This is a genomic window from Streptomyces liliiviolaceus, assembly GCF_018070025.1.
Taxonomy (GTDB): Bacteria; Actinomycetota; Actinomycetes; order Streptomycetales; family Streptomycetaceae; genus Streptomyces; species Streptomyces liliiviolaceus.
Window position 1 is genome coordinate 1,853,326 of the sequence record NZ_JAGPYQ010000001.1, and the last position, 17,438, is coordinate 1,870,763.

Sequence of the window (17,438 nt, forward strand, 5' to 3'; positions counted from 1 at the left end):
GCGGGCCGTCCGCGCGGTGCCGGGGGCGCGTCACAATGGGCGGGTGAGTAACACCAGCCTGGCACCGCTGCCCTCGTCCGACCGCACCGACGTCACCGCACGGCTGCGGGACGCCCTCCTGGGCGCCTCCTTCAGCGCCGACGGGCTGCTCGACCTGCTGGGCGCCCCCGCGTACGCGGCGCTGGCCCGCAGCGAGACCGTGCCCGCGCTCCGGGCCACCCGGGGCGACTCCCCGCTGGAAGCCCTCGTACGGCTGTTCCTGCTGCAGCAGCCCGTGCCGCACGCGCGCGTGGCGGACGTCCTGCCGGTGGAGGACTGCCTGGAGAGCGGCTGGCTGACCCGCGTCGGCGGGGACGAGGTCGCGGCGGTCGTCGACGTACGGCCGTACGGCGGACCGGGCGGCGAGGACTGGTTCATCGTCTCGGACCTGGGCTGCGCGGTCGGCGGGGCCGGCGGCATCGGCAGCCATGACGAAGGCGTCGTACTGGGAGTGGGCGGCGCGTCCACCACGCTCGCGGGCATCACCGTGCGCGGCTCCTTCGCCTCCGCGCTCGACCTCGGCACCGGCTCCGGGATCCAGGCGCTGCACGCCGCACAGCACGCCACGCGCGTGAGCGCGACCGACCTCAACCCCCGCGCGCTGCACACCACCGCGCTCACGCTCGCCCTGTCCGGGGCTCCGGCGGCCGACCTGCGCGAGGGCTCCCTCTTCGAACCGGTGGGCGACGAGACGTTCGACCTCATCGTCTCGAACCCGCCTTTCGTGATCTCCCCCGGCGCCCGGCTCACCTACCGCGACGGCGGGATGGGCGGGGACGAGCTGTGCCGCACGCTCGTGTCGCAGGCGGGCGACCGGCTCAACGAGGGGGGATACGCCCAGTTCCTGGCCAACTGGCAGCACGTGGAGGGCGAGGACTGGCAGGACCGGCTGCGCTCCTGGGTGCCGCGCGGCTGCGACGCGTGGATCGTGCAGCGCGAGGTCCAGGACGTCACGCAGTACGCCGAACTGTGGCTGCGCGACGCGGGCGACCACCATGCCGACCCCGTGGAGTACCAGGCGCGGTACGACGCCTGGCTGGACGAGTTCGAGGCGCGCAAGGTGAAGGCCGTCGGCTTCGGCTGGATCACCCTGCGCAGGACGGACGCGGAGCTGCCCTCCGTCGTCCTGGAGGAGTGGCCGCACTCCGTCGAGCAGCCGCTCGGCGACACCGTGCGCGCGCACTTCGAGCGGGTCGACTACCTGCGTCAGCACGACGACGCGGCCCTGCTGGCGGCGCACTTCAGGCTGGGCGGCGAGATCGTGCAGGAGCAGGTCGGCCTGCCCGGTGCCGAGGACCCGGAGCACGTCGTGCTGCGCCAGCACCGCGGGATGCGGCGGGCCACGAAGGTGGACACGGTCGGCGCCGGTTTCGCGGGCGTCTGCGACGGCACGCTGAGCGCGGGACGCATCCTGGACGCCATCGCCCAACTGGTCGGAGAGGATCCGGTGTTGCTCCGCGACCGGACGCCCGCCCAGATCCGGCTGCTGGTCGAGCAGGGGTTCATCGAGCCCGTGGCGCGCTGACCCCGCGGCGACGCCGTGGGGCGCCGAGAGGCGGGCGGGCAGTGGGCGTGAGCGGCCGACGGGGTGACGGGGCGGTGCCCCGGACCCGCCGGGTGACGTGAACTCGTCGTCGGCGACCGGTCGGCGGCGACACGACTGATGCGCATACGCGCCGATGGGCCTGATGTGTCGGTTCTGGCGCGATTGGTGCGCAAAAGGGCTCCTGTCGGTGGTACGTGCGAAGCTACCTTCGAGAGACAGAACGCACGCGTCCTCGGGGGAGGCGCGCTGTCTCGGGGGAGGCTGTATGTCGGGGGACACGCCGGGTCGAGGTGAAGGCAGGCTGATCAGCGGTCGGTACCGGCTGCTGCGCACGCTGGGCGCGGGCGGCATGGGCCGCGTCTGGCTCGCGTACGACGAGGAGTTGGCCTGCGAGGTCTCCATGAAGGAGATCAACCTGCCCGATGTGCCGGTGGATCCGGGCGGGTCCGCGGGCGAGGGTTCTCCCGAACGGGTGGAGCCGGGGGCGCAGGAGCGCATCGCCCGGGCCCGCAGCGAGGCACGGAACGCGGCGCGGCTGCGCGGCCATCCGCATGTGGCCACCGTGCACGACGTGTTGATGCACGAGGGGCTGCCCTGGATCGTCATGGAGTTCGTGCCGGACGCGGTCGATCTCCAGACGGTCGTCCGGCGGTCGGGGCCGCTGACGCCCGTGCAGACGGCCCGGATCGGGCTCGGTGTGCTCGACGCGCTCACCGCCGGGCACCGGATCGGCATCCTCCACCGCGATGTGAAACCCGCCAACATCCTTCTCGCCCCGGACGCCTCGGGCGATCCCTTCGCGCGCGTGCTGCTCACCGACTACGGCATCGCTCTGCAGCCCGAGTCCCGCGAGCCCCGGCTCACCGCCACGGCCGGCATCCTCGGTACGCCGGGGTACCTCTCGCCGGAGCGGGCCCGCGGTGAGCCGCCCACACCGGCCGCCGACATGTTCTCGCTCGGCGCCACCCTGTACGCGACGGTCGAGGGAAGCGGCCCGTTCGACCGGCACGGGGAGTACGCGACCCTGACGGCCCTGCTGAGCGAGGAGCCCACACCGCCCCGGCGGGCGGGTGAACTGGCGCCGGTGCTGTACGGCCTGCTGGTGAAGGACCCGGTGCGCAGGTTCTCGCCGGAGGCGGTGACGCGAGGGCTGGAGCGTGTCCTGCAGAGCCCGCCGGGCGGGGTCTTCGGGCCGCCGCCCGGCTCGCTCCCCGAGGCCCCCGGTGGGCTGTCCCCGGCCGGGAACCCGCCGGGGTTCCCGCCCTCGCACACCCCGCAGGGCCGCAGCACTCCGCAGACACCGCACACACCGGGCGGCCCCTCTCCGCAGGGCCCGCCGGGCGGCGGGCAGGGGCCTGGCGCGCAGGGGCCGTACAGGCCTTGGAATCCGTACGCGGGCGAGTCCTCCCCGCCGTACGGGAGCAGCGGATCCCCGCAGACTCCGCAGCCCTACGGGGGCGCCGGCCCGGTCCCGCCCTACGCCGGCAGTGGGTCCCCGCCCTACGGGAGCGGTCCGACGGCGGTCACCGATGCCGGCGGTGGCCGGGACGACACACGACGCATCCTGTCCACCGCCGCGGTCCTCACGGTCGTCACGGCGTTGGTTCTGGTGCTCGGCGGCGTCGCACTGGCGGCCCTCACGTTCAGCGGCGACGACAAGAAGGAGGCGAAGACCGGCGGCACGACATCGCCCGCGTCGGGCGACACGGGGCCGGCCCTCCCGTACGGCAAGAAGGTGGGGCTCAAAAAGCCGTTGAAGACCGGGGACTGTGTGCGGACCGTCTGGTCCGCGACGCCGTTCAAGTCGGTGCCGAACCTCGGCGTCGTGGACTGCGCGAAGGACTGGCCGGACGGCCAGGTGGTGGCCGTGGACACGGCGGCCGACTACGCGGACGCCCGCGCCGAGGGGGCGAGGCGCTGCGAGCGGCAGGGCGGGAAGATCGCCGAGGCGCTGCCCGACGCGGACGTCTACACCGTGACGCCGACGAAGCGTGGCTTCGAGGCGGCCGAGGCCCGTACGGCATGTCTCGTACTCGGACGGCATGCCGCCATCGGCGGCGCGGTGGGCCGTTTCCGGGAGGACGGGGCGCAGGTGTCGGTCGGTCAGATGGGCATCGGTGACTGCTGGATCGCAGTGTTGGAGGAGGACATCTACAGGGCCTCGTTGGCCGATTGCGCCGAGTTGCACAGCGACCAGTTCATAGGCGTCGTCCCGGCCCCGGCGAACATGAACTACAAGAAGGGCATCGACAACGCGAACAAGCTCTGCAGCAACAGGTTCGAGTCGACCTGGGCGCCCGACACCGAGCATGTCGTCTACGGCTGGATAACCGACGAGTACTCCTGGAAGCAGGGATTCACCAAGGCGGTGTGCACGGTGAGCCGTGCCGACCGCGCGCAGACGAGCGGAAAGATGTCCGAGCCCGGCGCGGTGTGACGGACTCCACTCGCAGGCGTGGTCGGCTCCGTGCGGGAGCGGTGGCTGGTCCCGTGCGGGCAGTGCGGTCACGGTGTGGCCGCGGTGTGGCAGCGGTGCGGGCCGCCCCGCGTCGGGACGCACGGAGTCGGCCGCCTCCCGTTCACCTCGGGTTGGGATTCCGGCTTCCCGGAGGTGCCAGCGTCCCGAGCGGAGCACGCGAGGGCCGGACGCCGGGGCCGCGAGGGCGGGACCCGGTGACACACGAGGGCGGAGGGACGGGCCATGGAGAGCGGACCGGCGATCTTCACGGGATCGGTGTTCGCCCTGTTCGGGGGCGGACTGCTGCTGTGGACCGCGGTCCGGCTGCGCCAACGTGCCCCCGTCGCCCTCGGGGTGAGCCCCGTCGCGTCGGTGGCGGTCGCGGGCTTCGCCGGGACGGCTGCCGTGGTCCTCGCGGTGTGGTGTTTCACTCGCGTCTGAGTTTCCGGCCGTCGGCGACGCGCCGGTCCGCCCCGCTCCTCGGGCCACGCCTCCCGCCGTCCGCGCGATGCGGCCCGCCGCCCGCGCAACACCGCCCCGCTGTCCGGGAAACGCCGTCCGCGCTGTCCTGGAATCGCCGTACGGCGGCGGGCGCGGCCAAGATCGACGCCGGTCGGACTTCTCCTCTCCGGTAATTGAGAGGTCACGCTCCGGATGTTCCGGAAAGGCCAGGTCGGCACTCCGGGCGGCAGGAATGGCGGGAGTCGGGTTACCGTTCGAGTGGCCGTTGCGGGCTTTTCCCGTTTGACACGGGGGCGGGATGTACCGTCACACTCCGCAGCGTCAGCATGACCCGACCCCCGGGTTCAAGGCCTGGGGCGAGACCCCCTGCGTCGACCGGAGAGAAGAGCGAAGTTGTCCCCGACCAGCGAGACCGCACACGGCGGCCGCCGACTCGTCATCGTCGAGTCGCCTGCCAAGGCGAAGACGATCAAGGGCTATCTCGGCCCCGGATACGTCGTCGAAGCGAGTGTCGGGCACATCCGCGACCTCCCCAACGGCGCCGCGGAGGTGCCCGAGAAATACACCGGCGAGGTGCGTCGGCTCGGCGTGGACGTCGAGAACGACTTCCAGCCGATCTACGTGGTCAACGCTGACAAAAGGTCGCAGGTAAAGAAGCTCAAGGACCTGCTGAAGGATTCCGACGAGCTCTTCCTCGCAACCGATGAGGACCGCGAGGGCGAGGCCATCGCGTGGCACCTCCTTGAGGTCCTGAAGCCCAAGGTCCCCGTCCACCGGATGGTCTTCCACGAGATCACCAAGGACGCCATCCGCAGCGCCGTCGCCAACCCGCGCGAGCTCAACCAGCGCATGGTCGACGCCCAGGAGACCCGCCGTATCCTCGACCGCCTCTACGGCTACGAGGTCTCGCCGGTCCTGTGGAAGAAGGTCATGCCGCGGCTGTCGGCCGGCCGCGTCCAGTCGGTCGCGACCCGTCTCGTCGTCGAGCGGGAGCGCGAGCGCATCGCCTTCCGCTCCGCCGAGTACTGGGACCTGACCGGCACCTTCGGCACCGGCCGCGCAGGCGACCGCAGCGACCCGTCGAACCTGGTCGCCCGGCTGACCGCGGTCGACGGCAAGCGGGTCGCCCAGGGCCGTGACTTCGACTCGCTCGGGCAGATCAAGAGCGCGAACACCCTTCACCTGGACGAGGTCAACGCCCGCGCGCTGGCCGCCGCCCTGGAGAACACGGACTTCGCCGTACGGTCCGTCGAGTCGAAGCCGTACCGACGCTCGCCGTACGCACCGTTCCGTACGACCACGCTCCAGCAGGAGGCGAGCCGCAAGCTCGGCTTCGGCGCGAAGTCCACGATGCAGGTGGCGCAGAAGCTGTACGAGAACGGCTTCATCACCTACATGCGTACGGACTCCACGACCCTCTCGGACACCGCGATCACCGCGGCCCGCGCTCAGGTCACGCAGCTCTACGGCGCCAGCTACCTGCCGGACAAGCCGCGCACGTACGCCGGGAAGGTGAAGAACGCGCAGGAGGCGCACGAGGCGATCCGTCCCTCGGGCGACCGTTTCCGCACCCCGGCCGAGACGGGTCTGACCGGCGACCAGTTCCGGCTGTACGAGCTGATCTGGAAGCGGACCGTCGCTTCCCAGATGAAGGACGCGGTCGGCAACTCCGTCACCGTGAAGATCGCGGGCAGGTCCTCCGACGGCCGGGACGCCGAGTTCAGCGCGTCCGGCAAGACGATCACCTTCCACGGCTTCCTGAAGGCGTACGTCGAGGGCGCGGACGACCCGAACGCCGAGCTGGACGACCGTGAGCGCCGCCTCCCGCAGGTCGAGGAGGGCGACCCGCTGTCCGCCGAGGAGATCTCGGTCGACGGCCACGCGACCAAGCCCCCGGCCCGTTACACCGAGGCCAGCCTGGTCAAGGAGCTCGAAGAGCGGGAGATCGGCCGCCCGTCGACGTACGCGTCGATCATCGGCACGATCCTCGACCGCGGCTATGTGTTCAAGAAGGGGACGGCCCTGGTGCCCTCCTTCCTGTCCTTCGCCGTGGTCAACCTCCTGGAGAAGCACTTCGGGCGGCTCGTCGACTACGACTTCACGGCCAAGATGGAGGACGACCTCGACCGCATCGCGCGGGGCGAGGCCCAGTCCGTCCCGTGGCTCAGGCGCTTCTACTTCGGCGAGGGTGAGGCGACCGGCGCCGCGGAGGCAGGCAACGGCGACGGGGACCACCTCGGCGGTCTCAAGGAGCTCGTCACCGACCTCGGTGCCATCGACGCCCGCGAGGTGTCGTCGTTCCGCGTGATGGGCGGCGACATCATGCTGCGCGTCGGCCGCTACGGCCCGTACGTGGAGCGCGGCGAGAAGGACTCCGAGAACCACCAGCGCGCCGACGTGCCCGAGGACCTGGCACCCGACGAGCTGACCGTCGAGCTCGCCGAGGAACTGCTCGCCAAGCCGAGCGGCGACTTCGAGCTGGGCGCCGACCCCGAGTCGGGCCACCAGATCATCGCCCGGGACGGCCGCTACGGCCCCTACGTCACCGAGGTGCTGCCCGAGGGCACCCCGAAGACCGGCAAGAACGCCGTGAAGCCGCGTACGGCCTCGCTCTTCAAGTCGATGTCCCTGGACACCGTGACCCTCGCGGACGCGCTCAAGCTGATGTCGCTGCCGCGCGTCGTCGGCACGGACGCCGAGGGCGTGGAGATCACCGCGCAGAACGGCCGCTACGGCCCGTACCTGAAGAAGGGCACCGACTCCCGCTCCCTCACGAGCGAGGACCAGCTCTTCACGATCACGCTCGACGAGGCCCTCGCGATCTACGCGCAGCCCAAGCAGCGGGGCCGCGCCGCCGCCAAGCCGCCGCTGAAGGAACTGGGCGCCGACCCGGTCAGCGGGCAGCCCGTCGTCGTCAAGGACGGCCGCTTCGGCGCGTACGTCACCGACGGCGAGACCAACGCGACCCTGCGGTCCGGCGACAGCGTCGAGGAGCTCACTCCGGAGCGGGGCTTCGAACTGCTCGCGGAGAAGCGGGCCAAGGGGCCGGCGAAGAAGACGGCCAAGAAGGCGGCGAAGAAGGCACCCGCCAAGAAGGCCCCCGCGAAGAAAACGGCGGCAAAGAAGACGGCTGCCACGAAAACGGCGGCAAAGAAGACCACCACCGCCAAGAAGACGGCCGCCAAGAAGACGACCGCGAAGGCCACGGCCGCCAAGGCGACCGCCGAGGACTGAGCCGTTCTTCACAGAGGCCGCACAAAGAGCTGAGCCGCTCTCCGTCCTCGGTCGAGGACCGGTCCGCAGGCGGCCGGGAGGCCGACCGGAGGCGGACCGGATCTTTCACCTTCGGTTCCCAGAACGAACGCCCTCACACCACTTGGTGTCGAGGGCGTTCGCATGTTCGGGGCCCTATTCGGGGACCCGGTGCGTCCGGATAGGCTGGCAGGATGACGCGAGCCGAGCAGCCAACGGCCCACACTCCGGCCCCCGACGACTCCCTGGTCGCAGACTCACGGGAGCGAGCCGTCCGGGCGCTGTTGCGTGTGCCGCAACTGAGGCGGCTGTGGAGCGCCCAGCTGGTGAGCGGCGTCGGTGACGCCCTCGCCCTGCTGGTGCTGGTCCTGCTCGCCCTCCAGGCGGCGGTGTCCGACGGCTCCTTCGGAGGCGGCTACCGCGGCGTGGCCCTCGCCGTGTCGGCGGTCTTCGGCGCCCGCATGCTCGCGACGCTCCTCTTCGGAGCGGTGCTGCTGGGCCCGCTCACCTCGCTCACCGCCCAGGACGGTCCGCTCGACCGCCGCTGGACCATGGTCGGCGCGGACGGCGTACGGGCCGTACTGCTGATCATCGCGCCCCTGTGGATCGACTGGACCCCCGAGAACGCGCTGGCCGTGCTCCTCGTGACGGCGTTCGTCATCGGGGTCGCCGAACGCTTCTGGACGGTGTGCCGCGAGAGCGCGGCGCCCGCGCTGCTGCCCGCGCCGCCGCTGGAGGGCGCGACGGTACGACCGCTGCCCGACCACATGGACGCCCTGCGGCGCCTCGCCCTGCGTACGGGATTCGTCGCGGCGCCCCTCGCGGCGGCGGTGCTCGTCGTCGCCGGGCTCCTCAACAACCTGCTGGGCGCCGGACTCGCGTGGTTCGACCAGCACCAGGCGGCGCTCGCCTCGTACGTCTCCGCGGGCCTGTTCGCCGCGTCCCTGTCGGTGCTCACCTTCCTCGAACTGCCCGACGTGCGCACCCCGCGCGCGCGGTCGCCGCTGGAGGGACTGCGCCGCCCCAGGACGGGTTCCGGCATCGACAAGGGCCGTACGGGGGCCATCCCGCTCCTGGTGCTCGCCTGCGCGGCCGTCGCCGGAGCCGTCGCGGCGGCCGTCGCCGTGGCCGTGCTGCACGCCAAGGACCTGGGCGGCGGCCCGGTGACGTTCGGACTGCTGGTGCTCGCGGTGACCGGCGGGGTCGTGGTCGGCATCCGTACGGCGCCCAAGCTGCTGCCGTCGCTGTCGCGCAGGCGGCTGCTCGCCCTGGCGATCGCCTTCACGGGGATCGCGCTGCTCGCCGCCGGACTCGTCCCCGACGTCACCACCGTGCTCCTGATCGTCGGCCTCGCGGGCATCGGCGCGGGCGTCGCCGCCAACACCGGCCACGCCCTCCTCGACCAGGAGGCCGAGGACTACCGCCGCACGCGGACGACGGAACACCTGCACGCGGTCGTACGGGTCTTCGTGGCCGTCGGCGTCCTGGTGGCGCCGCTGGTGGCGGCCGCCATCGGTCCGCACCGCCTGGAGAACGGCAAGTTCGTGTTCGCGCACGGCGGCGCCGCCTTCACCCTGATGCTGGTCGGCGCGCTGCTCCTGCCGGTCGCCGCACTGGTCCTCGCCAAGGCCGACGACCGCTCCGGCGTACCCCTGCGGCACGACCTGCGGGACGCGCTGCGCGGCGGGGACGACCCGGTGCAGGCGCCCACCGACGCCGGGTTCTTCATCGCCCTGGAGGGCGGCGACGGAGCCGGCAAGTCCACCCAGGCCGAGGCCCTCGCGGAGTGGATCCGCGCCAAGGGGCACGAGGTCGTCGTGACGCGCGAGCCCGGCGCGACCCCCGTCGGCAAGCGGCTGCGGTCGATCCTGCTCGACGTGTCGTCGGCCGGCCTCTCGCACCGCGCGGAGGCGCTGCTGTACGCCGCCGACCGCGCGGAGCACGTGGACACCGTGGTGCGGCCCGCGCTGGAACGGGGCGCGGTCGTGGTCTCGGACCGGTACATCGACTCCTCGGTGGCCTACCAGGGGGCGGGGCGCGATCTGTCCCCCACCGAGGTCTCCCGCATCAACCGCTGGGCCACGGACGGGCTCGTACCGCATCTGACGGTCCTGCTGGACGTGGCGCCGGAGACCGCGCGCGAGCGGTTCACCGAGGCGCCGGACCGGCTGGAGTCGGAGCCCGCCGAGTTCCACGCGCGCGTGCGGTCCGGTTTCCTGACGCTGGCCGCCGCCGACCCCGGCCGCTACCTGGTCGTCGACGCCGGGCAGGAGGCCGAGTCCGTCACGACCGTGATCCGGCACCGGCTCGACGTGGTGCTGCCGCTCTCCGAGGCCGAGATCAAGGCCAAGGAGGAGGCACGCAAGGCCGCCGAGGAAGAGGCGCGCCGCAAGGCCGAGGAAGAGGCCGCCCGCAAGGCCGAGGAGGAGCGGCTGGAGCGCGAGCGCCAGGAGCAGCTCGCCCGGCTGCGCGCGGAGGAGGAAGAGCGCAAGCGGCTCGAACTGGAGGAGGCGCAGCGGCGCGAGGCCGAGCGGCAGGCCGAGGAGGCCCGCCAGCGCGCCGAGGCCGCACGCGTGCGTGCCGAGCAGGAGAAGGCCCGGCAGCTCGCCGAGGAGAAGGCCCGCGCGGCCGAGGAGGAGCGCCGGCGCAAGCAGGCCGAGGAGGAGGCGCGGCTGCGGGCCGAGGCCGAGGAGCGGCGCCTGGAGAAGCAGCGGAAGGCCGAGGAGGCGCTGGTCCGGGCCGAGGAGGCGCGGCGGGCCGCCGAGGCCGCGGCCGCCGTCGCGGCGGCCACCACCGCTTCCGCTGCTGCGGCGGCTGCGGCGCGGGAGGCGGCCGCGTCGGCCGCGCCCGCGGCCCCCGCGCCCTCCGGAGGGGCCGGGTCCGGTCGGGCGGCGGATGGTCCGCGCAACGAGAGCCCGCGCGCCGGAAACGGGGCCGACGAGAGCCCGCGCGCCGGAAACGGGGCCGACGAGAGCCCGCGCGCCGGAAGCGGGGCCGACGAGAGCCCGGACAACGAGAGCACCGTGCAGACGCCGATGGTGACGCCGACCAACGCGTCCGGCGGTCCGGTCGACGAGACGGCTGTGCTGCCTCCGGTGCCGCCGCAGGACGCCCGGACGGCCGGCGGTCCCGGCGCCGGTTCGGCCCGCGGCCCGGCCGCCGGTTCCGCCGGTGACGAGACGGCTGTGCTGCCGCAGGTGCCGCAGCTCCCGCAGGGCGCCGCCGACGAGACGGCGGTCCTTCCTCAGGTGCGTGACGAGCGAGGCCGTGGCCGTGAGCCCGAGGACCGGGTGCCGCCCGGGTACGGGGACGGCTACGGAGATGGCTACGGGGCGGGGGCCGGGGCCTCCGACGGCGGCACTCGTGAGCTGCCCCAGGTCGACGCCGAGGGCAGGCCCCGGCGGCGCCCCCGTTCGGACTGGGCGGAGGAGACCCCGCTGGACGATCTGCCGACGCTGGCCGACGAGTTGCTGGGCCCGCGCGAGGACGACGAGCGGGACGAGGGGAACGGGCGCCGGCGGCGCTGACCGCGCTGACGGCATCGGGCGTCGGTAGAGGCGTCGGCAGGATGTCCCCAGGGCGTCGGCAGCGGGGCCGTGCCTGGGTTCGGGCCGCGTTGTCAGTGCCCTCCCGCACAATGGGACGCAGCAGGCACACGTGCGACAAAAGGCGCGGCTGTGGCAATGACAGCGGCTGCGCCGGCGACGGCAGGTTCGACGAAAGGGCGGCGCCCCATGACCGTATGGGACGACCTGGTGGGCCAGGAGAAGGTGAGCGAGCAGCTTGAGGCCGCCGCGCGGGACGCCGACGCCCTGGTCACCGCGGTAGCCGCCGACGCCCCGCTGCCCGAGGCCTCGAAGATGACGCACGCGTGGCTCTTCACGGGGCCGCCCGGTTCGGGCCGTTCCACCACGGCGCGCGCCTTCGCGGCGGCCCTGCAGTGCACCAGCCCCGACCGCGCCCTCGGCGGGAGCCCCGGCTGCGGATTCTGCGACGGCTGCCACACGAGCCTGATCGGTACGCACGCGGACGTGCAGATCATCCGCACCGATCTGCTCTCCATCGGTGTGAAGGAGACGCGCGACCTGGTCCGCCGCGCCCAGCTGTCCCCGGCGGTCGGCCGTTGGCAGGTCATCGTCATGGAGGACGCCGACCGCCTCACCGAGGGCGCGGGCAACGTCCTGCTGAAGGCCGTGGAGGAGCCAGCCCCCCGTACGGTCTGGCTCCTGTGCGCGCCCTCCCTGGAGGACGTGCTGCCCACGATCCGCTCCCGGTGCCGCCACCTCACGCTCCGGACGCCCTCGGTGGCCGCGGTCGCCGACGTCCTCGTACGCCGCGACGGCATCGAACCGGACATCGCCGCTGCCGTGGCCCGCGCCACCCAGGGCCACATCGGGCGCGCCCGGCGCCTCGCCACGGACGAGCGGGCCCGCGCGCGCCGGGCCGCCGTCCTGAAGCTGCCGTTGCGCGTCGACGACGTGGGCGCCTGCCTCAAGGCGGCCCAGGAGCTGATCGACGCGGCCTCCGAGGACGCCAAGCAGGTCGCCGAGGAGATCGACGCCAAGGAGACCGAGGACATGAAGGCGGCCCTCGGCGCGGCCCAGGGCGGCCGTATGCCGCGCGGCACCGCGGGCGTGATGAAGGAGCTGGAGGACAAGCAGAAGCGCCGCAAGACGCGTACGCAGCGCGACAGCCTGGACCTGGCCCTGATCGACCTCACGGCTTTCTACCGCGATGTGCTCGCCCTGCAGTTCGGCACGGACCTCGCCCTCGCCAACACGGAGATGCAGGACGCGCTGGACCGGCTGACCCGGGGCTCGTCGCCCGAGGCCACCCTGCGCCGGATCGAGGCGATCGCCGCGTGCCGGGAGGCCCTCGACCGGAACGTGGCACCGCTGCTCGCGGTGGAGGCCATGACGATGGCGCTGCGGGCGGGGTGAGGCGCGCCCGCACGGCGGGCGGGCGGGGTGTGACGGGCGGCCCGCACGGTGGGCGGGCGCCGTAGGCGGGCACGGGTCGAACGGGGAGATGACGGCGTCACTCGTACGAGGCATGAGTGCAACTCTGAGCGATCAATACGTCGCACAGGGTTACGCTCGGTCGATGTACATCAGGCGCCGTCTCAGGTCACCCCGGGCTCACCGATCCCTCCGCGCGTACGGCACCCTGTTCGCCGTCGCCGGACTCCTCGTCTCCGCCTGCTCCGCGGGGAGTTCGACGACCGCCGCGAGCCCGGCCGGGTCGGTGGCGCTGCGCGCGCTGCCCGAGGCCACCCCGTCCGCGCTGGCCCCGTACTACGCGCAGCGGCCGAAGTGGCGGGCCTGCGGTGTCGCCGGCTTCGAGTGCGCCACGCTGAAGGCGCCGCTCGACTACGCCGAGCCGACCAAGGGCGACATCCGGCTGGCGGTGGCCCGCAAGAAGGCCACCGGGCCGGGCAAGCGGATCGGCTCGCTGCTGGTCAACCCGGGAGGGCCGGGCGGATCGGCGGTCGACTACCTCCAGTCGTACGCGGGCATCGGCTACCCGGCGAAGGTGCGCGCCCGCTACGACATGGTCGCGGTGGACCCGCGGGGCGTCGCCCGCAGCGAGCCCGTCGAATGCCTCACGGGCAAGCGGATGGACGCGTACACGCAGACGGACACGACCCCCGACGACGCGCGCGAGACCACCGAACTGGTCGACGCCTACAAGGAGTTCGCGGCGGCCTGCGGACAGCGCTCGGCGAACCTGCTGCGCCATGTGTCCACGGTCGAGGCGGCCCGTGACATGGATCTCGTACGGGCCGCGCTGGGCGACGAGAAGCTGAGTTACGTGGGTGCCTCGTACGGCACGTTCCTCGGGGCGACCTACGCGGGGCTGTATCCGGAGCGCGTCGGCCGGCTGGTCCTGGACGGCGCGATGGACCCGTCCCTGCCCGCGCGACAGCTGAACCGCGACCAGACGGCCGGCTTCGAGACGGCCTTCCGGTCCTTCGCGAAGGACTGCGTGGGGGAGTCCGACTGCCCGCTGGGCGGGAAGGGCACGACACCGGAGCAGGTCGGCAAGAACCTGAAGGCCTTCTTCCGGAAGCTGGACTCCGCGCCCATCGACGCGGGCGACGCGGACGGCCGCAAGCTGGGCGAGGCGCTGGCCACGACCGGTGTCATCGCCGCGATGTACGACGAGGGGGCCTGGCCGCAACTGCGCGAGGCCCTCACCACGGCCATGAAGGACAAGGACGGCGCGGGCCTGCTCGTGCTGTCCGACAGCTACTACGAGCGGGAGGCGGACGGTACGTACGCCAACCTGATGTCCGCCAACGCGGCGGTCAACTGCCTGGACCTGCCCGCCGCCTTCGCCTCCCCCGAGGAGGTCGAGAAGGGCGTCCCCGACTTTGAGAAGGCCTCCCCGGTCTTCGGCGAGGGCCTCGCCTGGGCCTCGCTGAACTGCGCCTACTGGCCGGTGAAGCCGACCGGCGAGCCGCACCGCATCGAGGCGAAGGGCGCGGCGCCGATCGTCGTCGTCGGTACGGTCCGGGACCCCGCGACGCCCTACCCCTGGGCGCAGTCCCTCGCCACCCAGCTCTCCTCCGGAGCGCTCCTGACCTACGACGGCGACGGCCACACGGCGTACGGCCGCGGCAGTGCCTGCATCGACTCCGCGATCAACCAGTACCTGCTCGAAGGCACCCCGCCGCAGAAGGGAAAGCGCTGCTCGGCGACCTGATCGCCGGGCGGCCGGGGGTGCCTCCGGGGGCGGTACGGAGCACCCCCGGAAACTGTGTAGACTTGCTGACGTTGCCGATCGCACCATAGTTCTGGCAACGCGCCGCCTTAGCTCAGATGGCCAGAGCAACGCACTCGTAATGCGTAGGTCTCGGGTTCGAATCCCGAAGGCGGCTCTGTGGAAGCCTCAGGACTCACTCGCCGTGACCTGGGGCTTTTGCTTTTGTTCGGGTGCTTGAGGACTTGAGCGCGTGAGTCCGTGGGTTTCGCCAGGCGTGCCGCGCGGGAGCAACGGGCCTTCCCGCATCTGCCCCCAGGTCCTACGACGCCAGTGTCGCCAGCGCCGGGCCGAACGCGATCAGCAGCGGGACCAGGGGGGCCAGTGCCGCAGCCGTTGTCGTGCCTCTGCGGTGGGAGCGGGTGAGGCGGGGCGGGGGGTCCAGGAGGCGTTCCACGCGTTGGTGGAGCAGGGGCCTCGGGGTCGCGCAGGACAGCACGCCTCGGTGCTGGTTCAGCTCGATCAGGGCCAGCGCGGTCGTGAGGTGGCCGCAGCGGCGCGACGCCGTGTCGTCGGCGGAGAGTTCGACGAGGCGGTGCGTCTGGTCGCGGAAGTCACGGAAGACCGGGATGCCCGGGAAGCCGCCGGCCAGCGCCTGCGAAAGATGCAGGAGCCAGTCGTGGCGGGCGCGCGCGTGGCCGAGTTCGTGGGCCTGGATGGCGTCCAGCTGGTGGTCGGTGAGGCGGTGCAGGGCGCCCGTGGTGACGACGAGCTGGGACGGACTGCCCGGCATCCACCAGGCGTCCGGGTACTCGTCCTCCAGCACGAGGAGCGGGCCGCGCGAGGTCGGCAGGCCGGCCGGCAGCTCGGGCGCGCGTTCCCGCAGGTGCTCGCGGCGCAGGCGGCTGCGCCTGCGGGCCTCCGTCACCTCGCGGGCCAGCATCGCCGTGGTCCAGGCGGCACCGCCCGCCAGCAGCAGCGTCAGCGCGGTGGTCCAGGGCGGGGCGGCGGCCAGGTCGTACGCCGCGGTCACGGAGGGCGGCGCGGGCGCGAAGACATGGGCGCGGACCGTGTGGAAGACGGCGGAGGCGCTCAGCAAGAGCGACGACAGGCAGCACAGCAGGACCGTGGCGACCAGGCACTGCCACACCCACAGCGCGAGTACGGGCTCCCGCTCGGGCCACGACGCGCCGGTCAGGACGCGGGGCGCCACGACCGCGGCGGTCAGGGCGACGGCCGCCATCAGCATGAGGGAGACGGTCACGGTCATGTCCTGGGCCCCTTCTTCCCCTCGGTCCGGTGAGTCCCGCGGGTCCGGCTGGTCCCGCCGAATTCGCCGGTCGTCCCGTGGGCCTGGTCCTGCGGCTGCGGGTCATGGTTCTGCGGGTCATGGACACGCTACCGGTCGTCGGGACCCCTGAGGCACCCCAGCGGGGTGACGGCGCGGGGTGACAGCCCGGGGTGACGGCCCGGGGTGACGGCCTGGAGGGGTGCAGCGCGGCGCGGTCGTGAGACGGCCGTGGCTCGCATCCGTACAGGACGGGGAACGCTGTCCGGACGCGCGTCGCGACAACCTCGCGACACCCTTAAGAAGTCGCGTACTTGAGGGGTCCACAGCATGAACGGCTAGCATCGTTCTCTGATTGTCCGACGAGGTCGAGATCGGGGTGGGCGTCGTGTCGGTGGAACCGCGGATCGCGGTGGCCGTGGTGACGATGGGGACGCGGCCCGACGAGGTCGACGCGCTGCTCGCGTCGGTGGCCAAGCAAGACGTCGCCCCCGAGCGGATCGTGATCGTCGGGAACGGCTGTCCGCTGCCGGAGTTCGCCGAGCGGCTGGGCCTGCCCGGTGAGGTCACCGCCATCGAGGTCGACGAGAACCTCGGCTGCCCGGGCGGCCGCAATGTCGCCCTGCGGCGCCTGCGGGAGTTCGGGGACGTGGACGTCGTCGTCGAACTGGACGACGACGGGCTGCTCGTCGACCCCGATGTCCTGCGCACGGTACGGGACCTGTACGCCGTCGAGCCGCGCCTGGGCATCGTCGGTTTCCGCATCGCCGACGAGAACGGCGAGACCCAGCGGCGCCACGTACCCAGGCTCGGCGCCAAGGACCCCCTGCGGGGCGGCGAGGTCACCTGCTTCCTCGGCGGTGGCCACGCCCTGTCCATGGAGATGCTCGCGCAGACCGGGGACTGGCCCGCCGAGTTCTTCTTCGCGCACGAGGAGACCGACCTGGCGTGGCGGGCCGCCGACGCCGGCTGGACCATCCGGTACGAGCCCCAACTGCTGCTCCAGCACCCGAAGACGTCACCCGCCCGGCACGCCATCTACTACCGCGTCACCGCCCGCAACCGCGTCTGGCTGGTCAGGCGCCGGCTGCCCCTTCCGCTCATCCCCGTCCACCTGGCGGTCTGGATCGCGCTGACCCTCGTACGGACGCGGTCCGTCGGTGGGCTGCGGGCGTGGTTCGGCGGATTCGTGGAGGGGCTGAAGGCGTCCGCCGGGGAGCGTCGGCCGATGCGGTGGAAGACCGTGTGGCGGCTCACTCGGCTGGGGCGGCCGCCCGTCATCTGAGGCGGCGGACGGCGGAGGGGCGGGCCGGTTTCTTCGGGTTTCCGGTTTCAGATTTCGGGTTTCGCCCGGTACGCGGGTGACTCACGCGTGCTGCGCTGATCGTGCTGATCGCGTTGACTCTCGGACCCGGTCGCGACGGCGACACTCCCCCGAGTCGCGGCGACCTGCGACGCCTACCGCGTACCGGAACGACCGGATCCGATGCGGTGATCAAATCAGGCCACGCCAACCGATCGCTAACATGGGCGAACGGTGTGGCGAGGCACGGAGTTTCGCCCGAGGGCCGGCGGAACGTCGGATTCCGGCCGCCCGACGCCGCCGACGGGAAGGGCGAACAGGTGGGCGGCGGGACGCGGTCGGAACGGGAGTCCTCCGGACTGCTCGGTACGTCTACGGCCACGTCCAT

At 72.7% G+C, this 17,438-nt stretch carries 9 protein-coding genes and 1 tRNA gene; 9 read left to right on the plus strand and 1 reads right to left on the minus strand.

The features are described 5' to 3' along the window. The first annotated feature begins 43 nt into the window (after positions 1-43). The 8 genes from J8N05_RS08170 (at position 44) to J8N05_RS08205 (ending at position 14,637) form a co-directional block, all read left to right on the plus strand. Positions 44-1,564: a DUF7059 domain-containing protein gene (locus J8N05_RS08170; protein WP_210881775.1), complete on the plus strand. Its 1,521-nt coding sequence runs from the start codon at positions 44-46 to the stop codon at positions 1,562-1,564. Between the two features lie 286 nt (positions 1,565-1,850). Continuing rightward, positions 1,851-4,022: a serine/threonine-protein kinase gene (locus J8N05_RS08175; RefSeq protein WP_210881776.1), complete on the plus strand. Its 2,172-nt coding sequence runs from the start codon at positions 1,851-1,853 to the stop codon at positions 4,020-4,022. A 264-nt stretch (positions 4,023-4,286) separates the two neighbouring features. Beyond that, positions 4,287-4,484 carry a hypothetical protein gene (locus J8N05_RS08180; RefSeq protein WP_210881777.1) on the plus strand — a complete coding sequence of 66 codons (198 nt, stop codon included), beginning with the start codon at positions 4,287-4,289 and terminating at the stop codon, positions 4,482-4,484. Positions 4,485-4,898: 414 nt separating this feature from the next. Then, positions 4,899-7,739: a type I DNA topoisomerase gene (gene topA / locus J8N05_RS08185; protein WP_210881778.1), complete on the plus strand. Its 2,841-nt coding sequence runs from the start codon at positions 4,899-4,901 to the stop codon at positions 7,737-7,739. A 212-nt stretch (positions 7,740-7,951) separates the two neighbouring features. Next, positions 7,952-11,284 carry a dTMP kinase gene (tmk, locus tag J8N05_RS08190; protein WP_210881779.1) on the plus strand — a complete coding sequence of 1,111 codons (3,333 nt, stop codon included), beginning with the start codon at positions 7,952-7,954 and terminating at the stop codon, positions 11,282-11,284. A gap of 207 nt (positions 11,285-11,491) precedes the next feature. Further along, the gene (locus J8N05_RS08195) at positions 11,492-12,697 is read left to right on the plus strand and encodes a DNA polymerase III subunit delta' (protein ID WP_210881780.1); all 1,206 of its coding nucleotides are present in this window, start codon (positions 11,492-11,494) and stop codon (positions 12,695-12,697) included. 163 nt (positions 12,698-12,860) lie between these two features. After that, on the plus strand, positions 12,861-14,462 hold the full coding sequence (locus J8N05_RS08200; RefSeq protein WP_210881781.1) for an alpha/beta hydrolase: 1,602 nt from the start codon (positions 12,861-12,863) through the stop codon (positions 14,460-14,462). A 101-nt stretch (positions 14,463-14,563) separates the two neighbouring features. Next, positions 14,564-14,637, plus strand: a tRNA-Thr gene (locus J8N05_RS08205). Positions 14,638-14,781: 144 nt separating this feature from the next. On the opposite strand, the gene J8N05_RS08210 is transcribed toward J8N05_RS08205, so the two are convergent. After that, entirely contained in the window at positions 14,782-15,723 is a 942-nt protein-coding gene (locus J8N05_RS08210; RefSeq protein ID WP_210890072.1) for a M56 family metallopeptidase, read from the minus strand. A 397-nt stretch (positions 15,724-16,120) separates the two neighbouring features. On the opposite strand from J8N05_RS08210, the gene J8N05_RS08215 reads away from it, so the two are divergent. Then, positions 16,121-17,032, plus strand: coding sequence for a glycosyltransferase family 2 protein (locus tag J8N05_RS08215; protein ID WP_210890073.1), 912 nt, complete (start codon positions 16,121-16,123; stop codon positions 17,030-17,032). Positions 17,033-17,438: the final 406 nt, after the last annotated feature.

Coding starts and splice junctions, on each gene's coding strand:
- J8N05_RS08175 (WP_210881776.1), top strand. CDS start 1,851: ATGTCGGGGGACACGCCGGGTCGAGGTGAAGGCAGGCTGATCAGCGGT.
- J8N05_RS08180 (WP_210881777.1), top strand. CDS start 4,287: ATGGAGAGCGGACCGGCGATCTTCACGGGATCGGTGTTCGCCCTGTTC.
- tmk (WP_210881779.1), top strand. CDS start 7,952: ATGACGCGAGCCGAGCAGCCAACGGCCCACACTCCGGCCCCCGACGAC.
- J8N05_RS08195 (WP_210881780.1), top strand. CDS start 11,492: ATGACCGTATGGGACGACCTGGTGGGCCAGGAGAAGGTGAGCGAGCAG.
- J8N05_RS08200 (WP_210881781.1), top strand. CDS start 12,861: ATGTACATCAGGCGCCGTCTCAGGTCACCCCGGGCTCACCGATCCCTC.